The organism is Komagataeibacter ossonobensis, from assembly GCF_057359305.1.
The window spans coordinates 1-17,489 of sequence record NZ_JBXAYQ010000002.1; the positions used below are offsets into that span (position 1 = coordinate 1).

Sequence of the window (17,489 nt, forward strand, 5' to 3'; positions counted from 1 at the left end):
CTTTTTATTGTTTGTCAGAATTTTACGGGAAAACCTTAGAACACGCTGTTGAAGGCAACCTGCGGTGAAATGACCTGTCCGGTGTTATGTCCCGCGAACATCGCGGTGACACCGGCAATAACACCAAAGCGGGGGGACCAGTTATATTCAACCGCGGGGGCGATAACCCAGTCACCCGATGCCTGCCCCAGAATGTTCTGGTATTTCCCCTGCGCATTGTAACCGCGCACCACGGACCCGTTGGCCCAGTCACGGGCCATGTCCATGGCGATCACCCATTTCTGGTTGACGCCATATTCCAGCGAAAAGCCGCTTTCCCCATACATGCCCGGATGCGCCAGTCCCCGGAACCCGGCCGAGGTGCCATAGCTGCTGACATCGGCAATATGCGCCTGCGTCAGCGCGCGGCGGAACGTGCCCCACATGCGCAGCCGCAGTTCATGATGACCGGGCAGGGTATAGGTGGACTGTTCCGTCAGCGCCACGCGGAAGGTATAGGTGCCGGTGCCCACCCCATCCTCGTCACGGCCCAGCCTGGTATAGTCACCCGATGGAAACGCCACCCCCACGAACAGGCTGAGGGCTGGGATATAACGCTTCGGGTCGGCATCAAGGTAGCGCCACATCACATCCACCGGCAGGTCACCCATTTTCAGCCCGCTGGTCGTGCCGCCATGGTGCCCCCGGCGCCAGCCATAGCTTATGTCCGGTGTCATCTGCAGGCTGATCGAATTGGTGATGGAATACTTGTACAGCGTGAAGTTCGATACGCTATGCGCCTTGTCCTTCAGCGACATTCCCCGCCCCGTGCTGTCCAGATAGCCAACGGGCTGGCTGTAGGCGAAATAGGGTTCCCACGCGAATACCCCCTTTTTCGTCAGGGCGCCTGATGGTGATACCAGCGACCCGGTGTACCACTGGGCATAATCTTCATGCAGTCCCTGCGACCCGGCGGCCGTGCCATTCCCCGTCCCGCCCGCGTGGGCCGTGGGCATGCCGACGCAGGCCGATGCAATCGATACCGCAACAAATAACATTGATTCCGGTATCGAAATATATGATGCTGGTTTGCGGGGGCGACCGGCGTCATGTGGTAATGCGGTCGCATTGCGCAGGGATGCGCTGCCCCGCCGCCTGTCGGCGCGGGCACGTATGAAGGAAATCATGGTTGTGGCCATTTCCTGATCGGGACGTCCCTTCACGCATGGCAGTGCGTGCCGGGCCTTATTGGTATTGGGGGCAGGGTATGGGGTGCCTGCTACATGCCCTGCAGCAGCAGGTATGGGGATATCAGGACATCAATGCTGTGCTCCTGGGCCAGCAGGCCGGTTGATCTGGCGGGGGAATGGCAGTTCCCCCGCCAGTTTCTTTTCAGGTTGTCGGGATATGTGGCTGTTCGTCCTTGCTGTCTGTTGTACTGCTGGTGTTGTTAAGGTATTTCCACCCCAGTATCAGCATGATGGCGACCACAGGCATGGTGGCCAGCGTGCAGGTGCCGTTGGGATAGTCAAACAGCATCAGCACCAGAACGCTGGCCAGAAAGCCAAGCGTCAGCCATGAGGTGAAGGGGGCTCCCGGCATTTCAAAACCGGCTGACCTGATGCGCCCGCTGCGGACCGCCTGGCGCAGTTTCATCTGGCTGACCACGATGAAACCCCACGTGCTGATGATGCCGATTGCCGCCATGTTTAGCACGATTTCAAATACCTGTGACGGGACGATATAGTTCAGCCCGACCCCCAGCAGGTAAACCGCAACTGTCAGCCAGATGCCGTTGGCGGGCACCGAATTTGCATTCATGCGGGCAAGGGATTGCGGCGCCGCCCCACCCAGCGCCATGGCGCGCAGCACGCGCCCGGTGGAATACAGGCCGGAATTCAGGCTGGATAGTGCCGCGGTCAGCACCACGATGTTCATGATCGTATCAACACCGGGTACGCCCAGGGTCTGGAAAAAGGTCACGAACGGACTGGTCCCGCCATGATAGGCCGTCCAGGGCAGCAGGTTGACCAGCAGCACTACCGACAGCACATAGAACAGGCCGATACGCCAGATGACACTGTTGATGCTGCGCGGCAGCACGGTGCGCACATCCGCGCATTCCCCGGCGGCCGTCCCGATCAGTTCAATGCCGGAATACGCGAACACCACCCCCTGTACCAGCAGCAGGCTGGCGATCAGGCCATGGGGGAAGATGCCGCCATTATCCGCAATCAGGTGCAGTCCCGTCGTATGGCCGCCCACCGGCATGCGCACGCCCAGAATGACACTGCCAATGACCAGGAACAGGCACAGCGCCACGATCTTGATGAGGGAGAACCAGAATTCGATCTCCCCGAACCACCGGACCCCCACCATGTTCAGCGTGGTGACGATACATAGCGCCATGAGGGCAAAGGCCCATTGCGGGATGGCGGCGAACGTACCCCAGAAATGCATGTACATTGCCACCGCCGTGATATCGACGATCCCGGTCGTGGCCCAGTTCATGAAGGACAGCCAGCCTGCGACAAAGGCGGCTTTTTCCCCCAGGAATTCCCGTGCATACGATACGAAGCTGCCGCAGGTGGGGCGGTACATCACCAGTTCACCCAGCGCGCGCATGATCAGGAACGAGAACACGCCACATATCAGATAGACAAGCGCAAGCGAGGGGCCCGCTACCTGCAGGCGCGATCCGGCCCCCATGAAAAGGCCCGTCCCGATCGCGCCGCCCACGGCGATCATCTGGATCTGGCGTGCGCCCAGCCCCTTGTGATAGCCATCATCCTCCTCTGGCACGATGGGGATGCTGTCTTCCAGCGCGGGGTCCGGTTTGCTCATGCTCTGGTCTCCGCCATGGTCGGCGCGGGGGAAAGGAAGAACGAGGGAGTTGTTCCTGCCGGGATGGAAAACGAAGGGCGCGCCGGGAATTCAGCAGGCATCTTCATAGTCTCCGTGGGGAAGGCTGTATAAAAAATATGCAGTTCCTGTTCCCATGACCGGACAACAGGCCGCAACCGCCGCAAACAGGGCATTCGCACGCGACAGGGTATGGAACGGGGCAGAAACGGAAAGAAATATCATGCATCATCAATTGGTTGTTCTGTCATGAACATTGTCAGACGAAATAACGACTGACAAGTATGGATGCCTTAATAAAAGCATTATGATTAAAAATTAAACATTATTTTCAAAACTTTGGCAGTAAATGCACAATAGTTAATCAGTGAGAAAGCCTTTCGACATGCTTAAAAAGGAATCTGCACAGCGGGCATTATGCGTCGGTGTGATCATGGGGGGGCTGATGGTTGCCGGTTTGGCAACAGTGCCCGCCCGTGCCGATAATGAGCGTTTTGAAGGCAGCGAACTGACACAGGACGCCCCGCAGTATTTCGTGCTGCGCCCGCAGGACAGCCAGACCGCCGCCGCGACAGGGGAACTGCGGCTGTCGGAAAGCGGGATCGATTTTACAAATGGTGAACTTCTGGAAGTTTCGCTGGAGCGGGGTAGCGACAGCCATCTTGTGTACAAGGTGGATTATGGACAGAACCCGACCCTGCCATCGGGGCGGATGCTCTGCCCGCTGCCGCTCAATCCGGTCTATCTGGATTTTGCCAGCCAGCCGGATGATGCGGACAGCTATCGCATGACCCTGTATTGCGGATCGCGCCCCGTGCCGTTTCGCGCCATTACGCCGGATCGTGCCGCGGCGGTGTTCAGTTACCGCCGCGCGGCGGATGCGCAGTGGGCGCACAGTGCGACCGAAGGGGGATACCTGCACGGGGCGGTGGCGCAGTACTGCACCCTGCACCATGACAGTGCGGGCGTGAATGCCTGCACAACGCGCGAAGAAGCGGCATACGCCACCATCATGTCCCGCCGGATTGCCCCGCCTGTCCTGAAACAGTGCGCAGCCTACGTCACGGGACTGCATGACCATGCGGGATATGTCAGTTTTGTCGGATTGCTGAACTGCGCGCGGGTGCGTGACAGTCGTGCGCTGTTCGATTACTGCAGCCAGCGCATGACCGGGCAGAAGCGGGAGGATGATACCCGTTTTCTGGATGGCAATCCGGTTCAGGCACAGGGTGCGGCGCTGTGCTTCAACGCGCTTGCCGCCCGTCAGGCGCGCAAGGAATAGGGATTACGGCCTTTTGGGTGTTTCAGGCGACATCGGGCACTTCTATGCCCGATACGAATTTGAACACATCTTCATGATGGAGCAGGAAAATACGGTGTTTCTTGCCCAGTTGCAGTGCCTCCTGCGTGTAGGGCGCATTTGATACGATCGCGCCCACGCTGGCCTTGCTGTCGGTCTTTTCCTTTATGCCCTGCCAGATCACGTCATCATGCACCGGCTTGCGATCCATCCAGCAATGAACCAGCATTTTCAGGTTATTGCGGTTGCACTGGATAACGGAACCCAGTCCCGTGGCCACGGGGGGGTGGGTGTCCCATCCCGCCTTTTCAATCCATTGTGAACAGAAAGCGGCGTATTCCGCCTGGTTCATGTCCTGGTGATAGGTGCTGGGCGTAATGGCGGTGGCGGCCGGCCTGCTGGCCGTGCTGGCGGCCATGGTGGTGATGTGCCCCTGTACGGCTTTCTGGATGCTGGGCCACAGCGTGTGGTATTCATGCCGCGTCAGCGTAGGCAGAAGCGTGCTGCGCACGAAGCGGTCAAGATACGTCGCCCACGAGGTATGGGAATGCGCGGTTGCTGTCGTGTCATGCGCATTCTGGTACCACCGTCCCAGCATGGCGGAATGCCGCTGCGCCAGTCCCAGACAGAGCCTGATGGCCTTGCGCCGCCGCGCCATAAGCCAGCATGCGCGCAGGATCAGCACCATGACCCATCCCGCCCCGCAGACCAGCATCAGCGTCAGGATCAGCGCCCCCAGTTTCTGGAATCCGCGCGTCATGAAAAAGATGTCGGTCGGTCGGGGTGTTTCCGCCTGCTGTACGATCACCGGCGGGGCGGCGGGCGGGGTGTCGTCCGCTTCGGTATGCTGCGGGCCGGTGGGGGTGGGGGTATCCATGGCGGCAGGCGCGGCAGGTGCAGGTGGCGCGAGCGGAACATGGGGGGCAGGGCGGTCTTCGGCTGCCATGGCCGCAACACCACCGACGGGGGCGATGTCGCCCGTCATGAAATACAGCGGCGGCAGGCCCGGCACCGGCGGCACGCGCCGCATCAGCGGCAGGCCGTTGCGGTTGGCTATTTTTTCCCAGCGGATATCGGGCGTGACACTGTGGCAGTCGCCCTGCCGGATCAGCGTTTTGCGCGCTGCGGGTGATTGTTGCGCGGCGATGGCCCGGTCGGACAGGGTACGCAGGATGGCATCATCCCCGCACGCCAGTGTGGGATGGACGGCAGTGAACAGGCCTGCGGCGCTCGCGCTTGCTGGCAGGCACAGAAGCAGGCAGGCACTGGCCCATATCCGCATGATGCTCGTTATCCTTCCGGTCTGGGAACGGGAATGTGCAGACCCGGGGTATCAGCAAATTGGAATGTATTAATGTACAGATGCCGATATGCAGAATACATACCTTTTTGTAAACAGGCTTTATTTAGTCCTGTTTGCCGGTATTGATCCTGCCCCGACATCGTGGGGCAAAAAAGTGGCATGTCCTTATCGGGGGGCTGCCCCCTTATCCAACTTATGGCGATGTTCACGAACTTCGCGGATGTTCATCAGGACAGATTGGAAGGCAGGAGCGGATGACTGACCGTTTTGCAATTGTGCTGGCGCGCCATCCCGCGGTCATCGGGGCGGAAGGCCTGTGTTACGGCCAGCGGGACGTTGCCCTGGCGGATGGATGGGAGCGCATGGCCGATGGCCTGCGCACCGTCATGCAGGGGGTGGGATGCAGGATTCTGTTCTCTTCACCGGCCCGGCGCTGCCAGATGGTGGCGGAACGGGTGGCACAGTTCATGAACCTGGATCTGAAGGTGGATTCACGTCTGCGTGAAATCAGCTTTGGCGAATGGGAGGGCCGTCCATGGACTCATATTTCACGCACGGCGCTTGATGCGTGGGCGGCCGATGTCAGTGATTTCACCCCCCCCGGTGGTGAAAGCGGTCGCGACCTGCGCACCCGTGTCCGGAGTTTCTGGACCGATATGCAGCAGTATGGCCAGTCCTGTGCCGTGCTGACCCATGGGGGGCCGCTGCGCCTCATGCAGGGAATGGTCCATGGCATGCCCGGCAGCCTGCTGGCCCCGTCGCCGCCCATGGGGTCGGTGCGGGTGATCGAGCAGGGTCCCTCCGGCATCAGGACAGGACAGTCAGAATCGCACATTCCGTCACAACTGCCGTTGCACCAAGAACGTCTCCGGTTTGGCCGCCAATCTGCCGTCGCGCGAACCGGCACATGACAAGGGCCGCCATGATCGCCACGGTGCAGGCAAGGGCCGCGCGGGCCGGGGGCAGCAGCACGACCGCGCTACCCGCGGCCAGGGTCATGCAGGCTGCCAGCGCATAACCCGGCAGGCGCGCCATGGAACTGGCCAGTCCGTCACTGCGCGCGGGCGGCAGGCGCCACAGCACCTCCACCATGGCCGCGCGTGCCAGCGCACCCGCTACCGGCATGGCCATGATGGCCACAGGTCCCGGCATGGCGGCCAGCGCCGTAACCCTCACCAGCAGCGCAATGACCAGCGCCATCACACCATAACTGCCCACCCGGCTGTCACGCATGATTTCCAGCTTCCGCGCCCTGTCTCCACCGCCGCCACAACCATCGGCCATGTCCGCCAGTCCGTCTTCATGCAGCCCGCCACAGGCCAGCAGCAGCATGCCGATACTCCATCCCGCGGCTGGCAGGGCCGCAATGCCCAGCCAGGTCAGTCCTGCATAAAGCAGGCCACCGCATGCCCCCATCCCCGCGCCGACCAGCGGCCAGCACCAGATGCTGCGTGTCATGGAATAGGGCAGATCATCCCGCGCCAGTCCCCCCACCGGCAGGCGGGTCAGCAGCCCGATCCCGCAGACAAGGTCGGCACGCAGGCGGGTCACGATGGTCATGCCTTTTCGCTGACCTGCGCCTGTGCAAACGTCGCCATGCCGCACAGGCAGGCGATGGCGGAACGCACAAGGGGAATGGCCAGCCCCGCGCCGGACCCTTCACCCAGTCGCAGCCCCAGTTCCAGCAGCGGCGACAGGTCAAGCGCTGCTGCCAGATGGGCATGTCCCCCTTCGGCCGAACAGTGGGACAGCCGGGTATGCGCCAGCCCGTGGGGGTGCAGCAGCGCCAGCGGGCTTGCCGCCGCCGTACAGATGAACCCGTCCAGCAGCACGGGAATGTTCCCGTACCGCGCGGCGATGACCGCGCCCAGGATGGCCGCCAGTTCATGCCCGCCAAGGTAACGCGCAATAGTCAGCGGATCCGTCAGCTGCGTGCCGTGGTGGTCCAGCGTGCGGTCGATCACCATGGCCTTGTGCCGCACCCCCGCATCATCCAGCCCGGTGCCGCGTCCGGCCCATTTCGTGCCCCCGCCGCCAAACAGGGCGGCACAGAGGGCGGCGGCAGGGGTCGTGTTGCCAATCCCCATTTCCCCCAGGCACAGCAGGTCCGTATCCGCCCGCACGGCCCGCATGCCGGTGGTCAGCGCGCGCAGGAAGGTCGCCTCGTCCATGGCGGGGGCGTGGGTCATGTCGGCGGTGGGGCGCAGGTCCTCGACCTCAACGACATGCAGGCGCGCACCGCTGACGCGGGCGATCTGGTTGATGGCGGCCCCGCCGTTGCGGAAATTCGCGACCATCTGGCGCGTGACATCAGCAGGCCACGGTGTCACACCCTGCGCTGTCACGCCGTGATTGCCGGCAAAGACGATGATATCCACCCGTTCGGCGCGGGGGCGGTCGGTGTGCTGCCACTGTCCGGCCCAGCGGGCCAGTTCCTCCAGCCGTCCCAGGCTGCCCGGTGGCTTGGTCAGCTGGCTGTCATGTCCGGTTATGGCGGCATCCGCCCCCATGTTGGGCGGGGGCAGGTCACGGCATAGCTGGCACAGCGCGGCCATGTCGCGTGGAAAGGAAAGACGGGATGGCATGGGCAGCGTTGTGTGGTCTTATGCGCCCGGATGCAAGATGGCGGAGGATAAAATGAAGACGGCGGCCCAACCCGATACGATGTCCGGCATGCAGGGTTGCATTTTCGTGCTGGGGGGCGCGCGTTCGGGCAAGAGCCGTTTTGCCGAAAACCTGTTCCCCCAATGGCCCGCGCCATGGACCTACCTTGCCACCTGCCAGCCCCATGACGGGGAAATGACGCAGCGCGTGACCCACCACCGGGCGCGGCGGGGCGCAGGCTGGCATACGGTCGAGGAACCGCTGGACCTGCCTGCGGCCCTGGACGGGGCGGGTACGTCGCCCGTTCTGGTGGACTGCCTGACGCTGTGGCTGACCAACCTCATGCTGGGTGAACATGATGTTACGGGCGCCACGCAGGCGCTACTGGCAGCCCTGCGCCGCCGCATGGGGCCGACCGTACTGGTGTCAAACGAGGTGGGCCAGGGCATCGTCCCTGATAATGCGCTGGCGCGTCGCTTCCGTGATGAGGCAGGCTGGCTGCACCAGTCCGTTGCGCGGGATGTCGCGCGCGTGGTTTTTATAGTGGCTGGCCTGCCGATGGAGATGAAATGACCTTTACCCCCGAAGAAATTCGTCATCGTGAAAAAATGGCCAGACGCAAGGCCGTGCAGGACAGGGAAGTCAGCAGCAAATCCATCGAGAAGGGATTGCTGGCGGTCCATACCGGCACAGGCAAGGGCAAGTCCACCGCCGCCTTTGGCATGGCGTTGCGCACGCTGGCCCATGGCGGGCGCATCGTGGTGATCCAGTTCATCAAGGGGGCGTGGAACACGGGGGAACGCAAGGCGCTGGAACGCTTTGGCGACCAGGTTGAATGGCACGCGCTGGGCGAAGGCTTTACATGGAATACACAGGACCGCACCCGCGACATCGCCAACTGCCGTGCCGCGTGGGAGCAGGCGCGCGCGGCCATGCGGCGCGCGGACGTGGCGATGGTGATCCTGGACGAACTCAATATCGCGCTGCGGTATGACTATCTGCCGGTTGATGCGGTGCTGGCCGATATTGCCGCCCGTCCCGCCATGCAGCATGTCGTCGTGACCGGCCGCAACGCCCGCCCGGCCATGATCGAGGCCGCCGATCTGGTGACCGAAATGACGCAGGTCGCCCATCATTTCAAAAAGGGGGTCAAGGCGCAGGCCGGGATCGAGTTCTGATGCCGGCCCGCGCGCTCATGTTCCAGGGCACCGGGTCCAGCGTGGGCAAGTCGGTGCTGGTGGCGGGTCTGTGCCGTGCCCTGACGCGCCGTGGCCTGCGCGTAAGCCCGTTCAAGCCGCAGAACATGTCCAACAATGCCGCGGTAACAGCGGATGGCGGCGAAATCGGGCGCGCGCAGGCGCTACAGGCGCGGGCCTGCGGGGTGCCGCTGTCGGTGGACATGAACCCCGTGCTGCTCAAGCCGCAGGGCATGACCGGATCGCAGCTTGTGGTGCGCGGGCACATGCGCGGACAGGTGCGGGCACGCGATTTCCAGTCCTTCAAGCGCGGCCTGATGCCCGAGGTACTAAACAGTTTCCACACCCTTGCCGGTCAGGCGGACATCGTGCTGGTCGAAGGTGCCGGATCGGCGTCGGAGGTCAACCTGCGGGCCGATGACATCGCCAATATGGGTTTTGCACAGGCGGCGGATGTTGATGTCGTGCTGGTGGGCGATATTGACCGTGGCGGCGTGATCGCCAGCCTTGTCGGCACGCAGGCTGTCGTGGCCGCTGATGACGCGCGGCGCATAAGGGGCTTTATCGTCAATCGCATGCGTGGCGATCCATCCCTGTTTGATGCCGGGATGGCGGCGATTGCCGACATGACCGGCTGGCGGCCCGTGGGGCTTGTGCCCTTCCTGGACCGCGTGCGCGACCTGCCGGCGGAAGATGCCGCCGACCTGCGCGCGGGTGGAGGCGGCAGTGGGACGCAGGGCGTGCGCATTGCCGTGCCCTGCCTGCCCATGATCGCCAATTTTGATGACCTCGACCCGCTTGCGGCGGAAGATGGCGTCAGCCTGACCATGGTGCAGCGGGGACAGGTGCTGCCGCCCTGTGACCTTGTGATCCTGCCCGGGGCCAAGGCGACCATCGCCGACCTTGCGGCGTTGCGGGACGAAGGGTGGGATATCGACATCCACGCCCATGTCCGTCGTGGTGGACATGTCATGGGCATATGCGGTGGCTACCAGATGCTCGGCCGCAGCATTGCTGACCCCGGGGGGATCGAGGGACCACCCGCCACCGTGGCGGGGCTGGGTCTGCTTGATGTGACAACCGTGCTGGAAGGCAGCAAGCAGCTGGAGGATGTTACAGGTGTGCTTTTGCCCGAAAGCATGCCCCTGCGTGGTTATGAGATGCATATCGGCCGCACCATCGGCCCCGACCATGACGCGCGCCCGCTGATCGATCTGGACGGGCGGTATGATGGCGCGGTCAGCCCTTCGGGCCGGATATGGGGTACCTATGTGCATGGCCTGCTGGCCGATGGCCGGGCAAGGGCGGCATTGCTGGCGCGGCTTGGCGCATGTTCGCACGCGCGGGACCATGATGCGACAGTGGATACAGCACTTGATGCGCTGGCGGACCATCTGGAAATGCATCTCGATATCGACGGCCTGCTGGCCATGGCGCGCCCGGTGCAGGGCTGAACACCCGTTGCCGTCCCATCATGTGGGAAATGGTTTATAATGACCAATCGCTTCATCTATCCGGACGTGATTGCTGAAATCCGGGCCGTCTGTTCGGAACATCTTGCCGGGCAGGTATCGGCTGACAAAGTGCAGCGTACCGTCCAGCGCACCGAATATGCGATCGTCGCGATTTTCTCATCGATATGGAAGGGCGGCTGGAACTGGCCAAGTCTGGCATTGATGGGGATGCGCAAGGGATTGCAGACGCGCAGGATTGCGCGTGCGATCCTGACCGGGTTGCTGCAGCGCGAAAACGAAGCCACATGAACGGCAAGGGTACAAACAGCTTCGTCGGGACGCCGTCTTTTTGAAAAAAGCCGGTCCCTGCTGTTTTCAGGTATGTTTCAGGCACGCATGCTGGATCAGCGCCGCCGTGCTGCCCGGGCCAGCAGGGCCGTGGCTGTCATGCCCGCCAGTGTCTGGATCAGGCAGGCGCGGCGGTACAGCGCCAGCGCACGATGCAGGTCGGCCGGGCGCAGGTCAGGTGTGCCGTCGCCCACCCATGGCTCGGCCACGCGCACGCCATCATAGGCGCGCGGACCAGACAGGCGAATGCCCAGCGCGCCCGCCATCGCTGCTTCCGGCCATCCGGCATTGGGGGAACGATGCTGACGGGCGTCGCGCCACAGGATGCGCACGGCGTCCCGCGCGCTCATTCCCTTCAGGGTCCGGGCGGCAAGGATGATCCACAATGCTGACAGGCGCGACGCAGGCAGGTTGACCAGATCATCCAGCCTTGCCGCCGCATAGCCAAAGGCTTCATGTCGGGGCGTGCGGTGGCCGATCATGCTGTCCGCCGTGTTGACCGATTTATAGAAGACCGCGCCCGGCAGGCCACCTGCCGCCATCCACAGCAGGGGGGCCACGATGCCGTCGGAAAAGTTTTCGGCCAGTGTCTCGGTCGCGGCCCGCAGCACGCCCGCCTCATCCAGTTGTTCGGGGTCACGGCCCACAATGTGGGAGACCGCGCGCCGGGCGGCGGGCAGGCTGGCCTGTGCCTGTATCGCCACGGCTTCGACATGGTCATGCAGCGAACGCTGGGCGACAAGGGAACTGGCCAGTAACGCCGTCAGTGGTAGTGCCAGCCATCGGGGCAGGACACGGCGGATGACGTGATCCATCAGCATGGCGGCTGCCGTGGGCACCGATACAATCAGCATGCTGGCCACAAAACCGTTGGCCCGGCGTCGGGCCGGGGCGGCGTCTGGTGTATTGAGCCGCCTGTCCAGCAAGCCGATCAGTCCCCCGATCCACATGACCGGATGCCCGACCCGGCGCACCAGCGCCTGCGGGTAGCCCACGGCCATGTCGGTCATTGACGCAATGCAGGTGGCACCAAGGTTTCGCAGCATGAAAAGGGCGGGGCGCATGTCCGCGTGGATATGGTGCGGTCCGTTACGGGTCAAGGGCACGCATCATGAACCCGTCAGAGCCGGAATACCGGAACGCCGCAGTTGGTGCGGAACTGGTTGACGGGATGTGCAAAAGTTTACCTGCCGCCCGTTTTTCCGCGATCAATATTTCTTGCATTAATAAATATGTCGGAAAAATGGACTAGGCATTTATCCAGACCTCACGGATATAGTGAGCATTCGGATCAAGAGAGACATGACATAACGGGTAGGCATTTTTGGGTATCAGTGGTTTACGGTTCACTTCGTCGCGGCGGCGGTTCATGCAGGGACTGGCAGGGATTGCCGCATGCAGTACGGTTCTTGCCTCTCCCCCGGGTCATGCCAGTCGGCCCGTGCCCTATGCGCCGCGTTTTTTCACCCCCGTCGAATGGGCGTTCCTGATCGCCGCATGTGACCGACTGATCCCGGCCGATGAAAACGGTCCCGGCGCGCTGGCGCTGGATGTGCCGCGTTTCATCGACATGCAGATGGACACTCCCTACGCCCATGGCGCGCAGTGGTACATGCAGGGCCCCTTCGTGCAGGGGCCGGACAACCTTGGCTATCAGTTGCCTTATGCCCCGCGAGACCTGTACCGGCGCGGGATTGCGGGCATGAACGCGCATGCCGCAACCCGCCATGGCGCACCGTTTGCAGGCCTTGCGCCCGCATTGCAGGACGATCTGCTGCGCGGGGCCGAAAACGGCAGCATGACCTTTGGCGACATGCCATCCACCGTGTTCTTTGACCAGTTGCTGGCCAATGTGATGGAAGGCGGGTTTTGTGATCCCATCCATGGCGGCAATACCGGCCTGGGTGGCTGGACCATGCTGGGCTTTCCCGGTGCGCGGGCGGATTTCATGGACTGGGTGGACCAGTATGGTGCGCATTACCCGCTGGGCAGTGTCTCCATTTCGGGAGAAACGGCATGAGTGATGACGCACGCAGGCTGCACCCGGTTGATGTGGTGATCGTGGGCGGTGGCTGGGCCGGGTCGATCATGGCCAAGGAAATGACCGAGGCCGGGCGGTCGGTCGTCATGCTGGAACGCGGGCCGGACCGCAGCACGGCGGCGGATGGAGCCTATCCTGCCTCGATTGATGAACTGGAGGGCAATTTCCGGTACAAACTGTTCCAGGACCTGTCGAAAAGCACCGTCACCATACGCAACAACAGCCAGCAGACGGCATTGCCCTATCGCCGCATGGCCGCCTTCCTGCCCGGTGAGGGCGTGGGTGGGGCGGGCCTGCACTGGTCGGGTGTGCATTTCCGCATGCCACCTGATGATCTGCGGCTGCGCACGCGCGTGATCGAGAAATACGGCGCCAAATTCATTCCCGAAGGCATGAACCTGCAGGATTACGGCGTCAGTTACGAGGAACTGGAACCCTTTTTCGACAAGGCGGAAAAGGTATTCGGCACATCGGGCGAAGCGTACATGGTCAAGGGACAGGTGGTGGGTAAGGGGAACGTGTTCTCCCCCTCACGCTCGGACCATTTCCCGCTGCCCGCGCTGAAGGATGTCTATACCGCGCATCTGTTCCGCAAGGCGGCGGAGGAAGTGGGCTTCCACCCCTATTCCCTGCCTGCGGCCAATGCATCGCGGCAGTATATCAATCCGTATGGCGCGCAGATGGGGCCGTGCAATTTCTGCGGTTATTGCAGCGGGTATGCCTGTTACATGTATTCCAAGGCATCGCCCAACGTGAACATCCTGCCGGTATTGCGGCGGCACCCGTTGTTTGAACTGCGTGCCAACTGTCACGTGCTGAAGGTCGAACTGGATGCGGATGGCAGGCGGGCGACCGGCGTCACCTATACCGATTCCGACGGCAAGGTGGTGACCCAGCCTGCGGAAATGGTGATCCTGACGGCGTTCCAGTTCCATAATGTCCGGCTCATGCTGCTGTCGGGCATTGGCAGGCCTTATGACCCCGTACACAACGAAGGGGTGGTGGGGCGCAATTTTGTCTACCAGAACGTGACGACCAGTAATGTCTGGCTCGATCGCAGTATTGATACAAATCAGTATGTCGGCGCTGGCGGCGGTGGCGTGGCATTTGATGATTTCAACAGCGAAAACTTCGACCATGGCCCGCTGGGTTTCGTGGGGGGATCGCCGGTATGGGTGAACCAGGCGGGTGTGAAGGCAATTGCCGCCGCTCATTCCGGCGGGCCGCCGGGTACGCCGCGCTGGGGATCCGCATGGAAGGCAGGCGTGATCGATACCTACCGCCATTCCCTGCGGATTGATGCGCATGGGGCGAACATGGCCTATCGGGACGTGTATCTGGACCTCGACCCGACATGGAAGGATGCCTACGGACAGCCGCTGCTGCGCATGACGTTTGACTGGAAAGACAATGACATCCGCATGAATCGCTATGTGGTGGACAAGATCGGTGACGTGGCGAAGGCCATGGGCGCGCGCCGCGTCAATCTGACAAAACGCGAATTCGGCAGGCCGTTTGATACAAGACAGTACCAGACCACCCATCTGGGTGGCGGCGCGGTAATGGGCACTGATCCGGGGACCAGTGCGCTCAACCGCTACCTGCAGTCATGGGATGTGCATAATGTGTTCGTAATCGGGGCGAACGCCTTTCCGCAGGGAACAGGGTACAACCCAACGGGCATGGTTGCTGCACTGGCGTACTGGGCGGCCCACCATATCCGCACGACCTACCTGTCCCATCCCGGGCCACTGGCGGGATGAGGGCCGTGACATGGACAGGCCGGCTTTGCATGCTGGCCGGTGCAATGCTTGCGGTGATGGTGTGCGGGCTGGCCGCACGCGCGCAGGGACAGGCACAGGGTGACGTGATCGCGCGCGGGGAATACGTGGCCCGCGCGGCCGATTGCGCAGCCTGCCACACCGTGCCCGGTGAGGCGCCATTTGCCGGGGGCATGGCCTTCCACCTGCCGACCGGCACGCTGTATGCCCCCAATATCACCCCGGACCGGCAGACCGGCATTGGCCAGTATTCCGAAGCCGAGTTCAGCCGTGCCCTGCGCCGGGGCATCCGCCGCGACGGGGCGACGCTGTACCCGGCCATGCCCTATCCATCCTACGCACGCCTGACGGATGAGGACGTGCACGTGTTGTATGTCTATTTCATGCACGGCGTGAAACCCGTCGCGCATGCGGTGGCGCAGGACGGCATGTCGTGGCCGATGTCCATGCGCTGGCCGCTTTCCATCTGGCGCACGCTGTATGCACCGGATCCGAAGGCCGTGCGGCATGACCTGGACCGCCGTACCTTTGCCGACCCGCTGGTCGCCCGTGGCAGTTATCTGGTCGAAGGACCGGGACATTGCGGCGCATGCCATACGCCACGTGCCCTGACCATGCAGGAAAAGGCCCTGACGGCGGAGGATGGACCGCTGTACCTGTCGGGGGGGGACGCGGTGGATGGCTGGCGTCCCGTCAGCCTGCGCGGGGAAAACCGCACCGGGCTGGGGCGGTGGAATGAACATGACATCGTGCGTTTCCTGGCTACCGGGCGCATGCCGCTGGGGGCTGCCTTTGGTGGCATGACGGATGCCATCGGCCATGGCACGCAGCACATGACGGATGAGGACCGCCTGGCGATCGCGCGTTACCTCAAGACCCTGTCGCCCGCCGCACCGGCAGTGGCGCGGGGCTGGACCTATGATCCGGCGATGACCGATGCCCTGCACGCGGGCGATGTTTCAGCCCGGGGCGCACGTGCTTATGTCGATAGCTGTGCCGCCTGCCACCGCACCGATGGCCACGGTTATCCCACCACGTTTCCCCCACTGGCGGGCAACCCGGTGGTCATGGACCCAAAACCCGATTCCCTGATCCGCATCGTGCTGGAGGGCAATACCCTGCGTGCCACGCGGCAGGCACCCTCCGCGTTTGTCATGCCCGGGTTCGCCGCGCGTATGGATGATCATGCCGTGGCGGATACCGTCACCTTCATCCGCGCGGCATGGGGCAATGACGCGCCCGCCGTAACAGCGGCGGACGTGGCGCGGATACGGCGCACACTGTCGCCCGAACACCCGCCCGTATCCGTGCCCATGAACTGATTGTGAACCATGCGCGGGGACGCGTTCGATTGCCCTTGTCCCCCGGACTTGCATGAATGGCCTGATATCCAGCACCGGGGGAGACGATGACCATGTCCATGCACAGGCGTGACCTGTTCCGTGCCATCCTGCCACTGGCCATCGGCATGGCGGGTGTCGCGCATGCGGCGGAACCGGCGCATGATGCCACCAACCGCGATCATGGCGTGGCGCCGTCCGGCCCGTTTGAAATCGTGGCCCGGTTTGATGGTCCCGGCCCGTCGGGAATTGCAGTAACGCATGGGCGCGTATTCGTGGGTTTTCCCCGCCATGCGGTCAATCACCACGGTGCGACCCTTGCGGAACTGAAGGACGGGAAGCTGTATCCCTATCCTGATGCCGCGCACAGCATGCCATCCGACCAGCCGCCTGCAAACCGCCTCATGTCCGTGCATGGCATGACGACGGATGCGCGGGGACGGTTATGGGCCATTGATGATGGCAAGCTGGCCGGGCAGCCACTTGCCCCCGGTGCGGCGAAGATCATCGGCATTGATCCCGAAACGGACCGGATTTTCGCCAGCATCATCCTGCGCGCGCCGACCCTGCTTGCGGACAGCCACATGAACGACCTGCGGGTGGATCTGACGCATGGGGCGCAGGGCACGGTGTATGTGACCGATTCCTCCTTTGGCATGTCGCCTGCCCTTGTGGTGGTGGATATCGCGACAGGGCGGCAGCGCCGGGTGCTGGCCGATCATCCCTCCATTCAGGCGGAGCGCCCCTTCATGGCAGTGGTGGAGGGACGGCCACTGGTGTTCGATCCCCCCCGGCACCCGCCCGCCTTCGTCTGGGGCGGGGTGGATGGCATTACCCTGTCACCCGACAGCGCCACGCTGTATTACAGCCCCCTGACCAGTAGGCGGCTGTACAGCATTCCCACCGGCCTTCTGGCCGATTTTTCCAACACTGATGCGCAGCTTGCAGCCGGGATCCGCGACCTGGGGGAAAAGGGCGTGGCCGATGGGCTGGCCAATGATGCAGGGGGGCGGATCTACACCACTAATTTCGAACATGATGCCATTTTCCGCCGTAATGTCGACGGGACGTTCGATACCATGGTGCATGACCCGCGCATTCTTTCACCCGACGGGATATTCGTTGATGGCGACATGGTTTACTGCACGCTGGGACAGTGGAACCGGCTGGGTGGCCTGAATGGCGGGCATGACCTGCGGGTACCCCCCTATTACCTGATCCGCTTTCCCACCGATGCCCCCGTGGCCATGGATGCGACAAAGCCCGCGCACGGTTAGTTGC

Annotated in this window: 17 protein-coding genes; 11 read left to right on the top strand and 6 right to left on the bottom strand. The window is 62.9% G+C overall.

The annotated features are described in order from the left end of the window. Positions 1–35: 35 nt before the first annotated feature. Both AC1RQ9_RS02280 and AC1RQ9_RS02285 read right to left on the bottom strand, forming a co-directional pair. A complete protein-coding gene (locus AC1RQ9_RS02280; protein ID WP_485985416.1) occupies positions 36–1,178 on the bottom strand; it encodes a hypothetical protein in 1,143 nt (380 codons plus the stop codon). Positions 1,179–1,371: 193 nt separating this feature from the next. Beyond that, positions 1,372–2,823, bottom strand: coding sequence for an amino acid permease (locus tag AC1RQ9_RS02285; RefSeq protein WP_485985417.1), 1,452 nt, complete (start codon positions 2,821–2,823; stop codon positions 1,372–1,374). 403 nt (positions 2,824–3,226) lie between these two features. On the opposite strand from AC1RQ9_RS02285, the gene AC1RQ9_RS02290 reads away from it, so the two are divergent. After that, positions 3,227–4,123, top strand: a complete 897-nt coding sequence (locus tag AC1RQ9_RS02290; protein ID WP_485985418.1) for a hypothetical protein — start codon at positions 3,227–3,229, stop codon at positions 4,121–4,123. Positions 4,124–4,145: 22 nt separating this feature from the next. On the opposite strand, the gene AC1RQ9_RS02295 is transcribed toward AC1RQ9_RS02290, so the two are convergent. Then, a complete protein-coding gene (locus tag AC1RQ9_RS02295; RefSeq protein ID WP_485985419.1) occupies positions 4,146–5,423 on the bottom strand; it encodes a restriction endonuclease in 1,278 nt (425 codons plus the stop codon). A gap of 275 nt (positions 5,424–5,698) precedes the next feature. On the opposite strand from AC1RQ9_RS02295, the gene AC1RQ9_RS02300 reads away from it, so the two are divergent. Next, positions 5,699–6,355 carry a histidine phosphatase family protein gene (locus AC1RQ9_RS02300; protein WP_485985420.1) on the top strand — a complete coding sequence of 219 codons (657 nt, stop codon included), beginning with the start codon at positions 5,699–5,701 and terminating at the stop codon, positions 6,353–6,355. Here the strand turns inward: AC1RQ9_RS02300 and cobS are convergent. Then, on the bottom strand, positions 6,252–7,004 hold the full coding sequence (gene cobS / locus AC1RQ9_RS02305; RefSeq protein ID WP_485985421.1) for an adenosylcobinamide-GDP ribazoletransferase: 753 nt from the start codon (positions 7,002–7,004) through the stop codon (positions 6,252–6,254). The genes AC1RQ9_RS02300 and cobS overlap by 104 nt on opposite strands. Further along, complete coding sequence (gene cobT, locus AC1RQ9_RS02310; RefSeq protein WP_485985422.1) at positions 7,001–8,029, bottom strand: nicotinate-nucleotide--dimethylbenzimidazole phosphoribosyltransferase; 1,029 nt, start codon at positions 8,027–8,029, stop codon at positions 7,001–7,003. Before cobT ends, cobS begins: the two co-directional genes overlap by 4 nt. On the opposite strand from cobT, the gene cobU reads away from it, so the two are divergent. The 4 genes from cobU to AC1RQ9_RS02330 are packed head-to-tail and all read left to right on the top strand — an operon-like array spanning position 8,028 to position 11,007. Next, complete coding sequence (cobU, locus tag AC1RQ9_RS02315; RefSeq protein ID WP_485985423.1) at positions 8,028–8,621, top strand: bifunctional adenosylcobinamide kinase/adenosylcobinamide-phosphate guanylyltransferase; 594 nt, start codon at positions 8,028–8,030, stop codon at positions 8,619–8,621. The genes cobT and cobU overlap by 2 nt on opposite strands. Continuing rightward, complete coding sequence (gene cobO, locus AC1RQ9_RS02320) at positions 8,618–9,226, top strand: cob(I)yrinic acid a,c-diamide adenosyltransferase (protein WP_485985424.1); 609 nt, start codon at positions 8,618–8,620, stop codon at positions 9,224–9,226. Before cobU ends, cobO begins: the two co-directional genes overlap by 4 nt. Next, positions 9,226–10,698 (top strand): cobyric acid synthase, encoded by a 1,473-nt coding sequence (locus tag AC1RQ9_RS02325; protein ID WP_485985425.1) that lies wholly within the window; start codon positions 9,226–9,228, stop codon positions 10,696–10,698. Before cobO ends, AC1RQ9_RS02325 begins: the two co-directional genes overlap by 1 nt. 39 nt (positions 10,699–10,737) lie before the next feature. Then, positions 10,738–11,007, top strand: coding sequence for a hypothetical protein (locus AC1RQ9_RS02330; RefSeq protein WP_485985426.1), 270 nt, complete (start codon positions 10,738–10,740; stop codon positions 11,005–11,007). A 95-nt stretch (positions 11,008–11,102) separates the two neighbouring features. Here AC1RQ9_RS02330 and cbiB read toward each other — a convergent pair whose 3' ends face one another. Further along, a complete protein-coding gene (gene cbiB / locus AC1RQ9_RS02335; protein ID WP_485985427.1) occupies positions 11,103–12,146 on the bottom strand; it encodes an adenosylcobinamide-phosphate synthase CbiB in 1,044 nt (347 codons plus the stop codon). Positions 12,147–12,157: 11 nt separating this feature from the next. Between cbiB and AC1RQ9_RS02340 the strand changes: the two genes are divergently transcribed. From AC1RQ9_RS02340 to AC1RQ9_RS02360, 5 genes are all read left to right on the top strand, one after another. Next, positions 12,158–12,298, top strand: coding sequence for a hypothetical protein (locus tag AC1RQ9_RS02340; RefSeq protein WP_485985428.1), 141 nt, complete (start codon positions 12,158–12,160; stop codon positions 12,296–12,298). Between the two features lie 117 nt (positions 12,299–12,415). Further along, positions 12,416–13,066: a gluconate 2-dehydrogenase subunit 3 family protein gene (locus AC1RQ9_RS02345; RefSeq protein WP_485985429.1), complete on the top strand. Its 651-nt coding sequence runs from the start codon at positions 12,416–12,418 to the stop codon at positions 13,064–13,066. Then, positions 13,063–14,850 carry a GMC family oxidoreductase gene (locus AC1RQ9_RS02350; protein ID WP_485985430.1) on the top strand — a complete coding sequence of 596 codons (1,788 nt, stop codon included), beginning with the start codon at positions 13,063–13,065 and terminating at the stop codon, positions 14,848–14,850. The genes AC1RQ9_RS02345 and AC1RQ9_RS02350 overlap by 4 nt, the downstream gene beginning before the upstream one ends. 29 nt (positions 14,851–14,879) lie before the next feature. Then, positions 14,880–16,190 carry a c-type cytochrome gene (locus tag AC1RQ9_RS02355; protein ID WP_485985606.1) on the top strand — a complete coding sequence of 437 codons (1,311 nt, stop codon included), beginning with the start codon at positions 14,880–14,882 and terminating at the stop codon, positions 16,188–16,190. Positions 16,191–16,276: 86 nt separating this feature from the next. Beyond that, the gene (locus AC1RQ9_RS02360) at positions 16,277–17,485 is read left to right on the top strand and encodes an L-dopachrome tautomerase-related protein (RefSeq protein ID WP_485985431.1); all 1,209 of its coding nucleotides are present in this window, start codon (positions 16,277–16,279) and stop codon (positions 17,483–17,485) included. The last annotated feature ends 4 nt before the right edge of the window (positions 17,486–17,489 follow it).

Bases quoted from the DNA above. Each gene is read 5' to 3' on its own strand.
- cobO (WP_485985424.1), top strand. From the start codon at position 8,618: ATGACCTTTACCCCCGAAGAAATTCGTCATCGTGAAAAAATGGCCAGA.
- AC1RQ9_RS02360 (WP_485985431.1), top strand. From the start codon at position 16,277: ATGACCATGTCCATGCACAGGCGTGACCTGTTCCGTGCCATCCTGCCA.
- cobT (WP_485985422.1), bottom strand. From the start codon at position 8,029: ATGCCATCCCGTCTTTCCTTTCCACGCGACATGGCCGCGCTGTGCCAG.
- AC1RQ9_RS02280 (WP_485985416.1), bottom strand. From the start codon at position 1,178: ATGGCCACAACCATGATTTCCTTCATACGTGCCCGCGCCGACAGGCGG.
- AC1RQ9_RS02290 (WP_485985418.1), top strand. From the start codon at position 3,227: ATGCTTAAAAAGGAATCTGCACAGCGGGCATTATGCGTCGGTGTGATC.
- AC1RQ9_RS02345 (WP_485985429.1), top strand. From the start codon at position 12,416: ATGCAGGGACTGGCAGGGATTGCCGCATGCAGTACGGTTCTTGCCTCT.
- AC1RQ9_RS02330 (WP_485985426.1), top strand. From the start codon at position 10,738: ATGACCAATCGCTTCATCTATCCGGACGTGATTGCTGAAATCCGGGCC.
- AC1RQ9_RS02355 (WP_485985606.1), top strand. From the start codon at position 14,880: ATGCTGGCCGGTGCAATGCTTGCGGTGATGGTGTGCGGGCTGGCCGCA.
- AC1RQ9_RS02295 (WP_485985419.1), bottom strand. From the start codon at position 5,423: ATGCGGATATGGGCCAGTGCCTGCCTGCTTCTGTGCCTGCCAGCAAGC.
- AC1RQ9_RS02325 (WP_485985425.1), top strand. From the start codon at position 9,226: ATGCCGGCCCGCGCGCTCATGTTCCAGGGCACCGGGTCCAGCGTGGGC.
- AC1RQ9_RS02340 (WP_485985428.1), top strand. From the start codon at position 12,158: ATGAACCCGTCAGAGCCGGAATACCGGAACGCCGCAGTTGGTGCGGAA.
- AC1RQ9_RS02350 (WP_485985430.1), top strand. From the start codon at position 13,063: ATGAGTGATGACGCACGCAGGCTGCACCCGGTTGATGTGGTGATCGTG.
- cobU (WP_485985423.1), top strand. From the start codon at position 8,028: ATGGGCAGCGTTGTGTGGTCTTATGCGCCCGGATGCAAGATGGCGGAG.
- cobS (WP_485985421.1), bottom strand. From the start codon at position 7,004: ATGACCATCGTGACCCGCCTGCGTGCCGACCTTGTCTGCGGGATCGGG.
- AC1RQ9_RS02300 (WP_485985420.1), top strand. From the start codon at position 5,699: ATGACTGACCGTTTTGCAATTGTGCTGGCGCGCCATCCCGCGGTCATC.
- AC1RQ9_RS02285 (WP_485985417.1), bottom strand. From the start codon at position 2,823: ATGAGCAAACCGGACCCCGCGCTGGAAGACAGCATCCCCATCGTGCCA.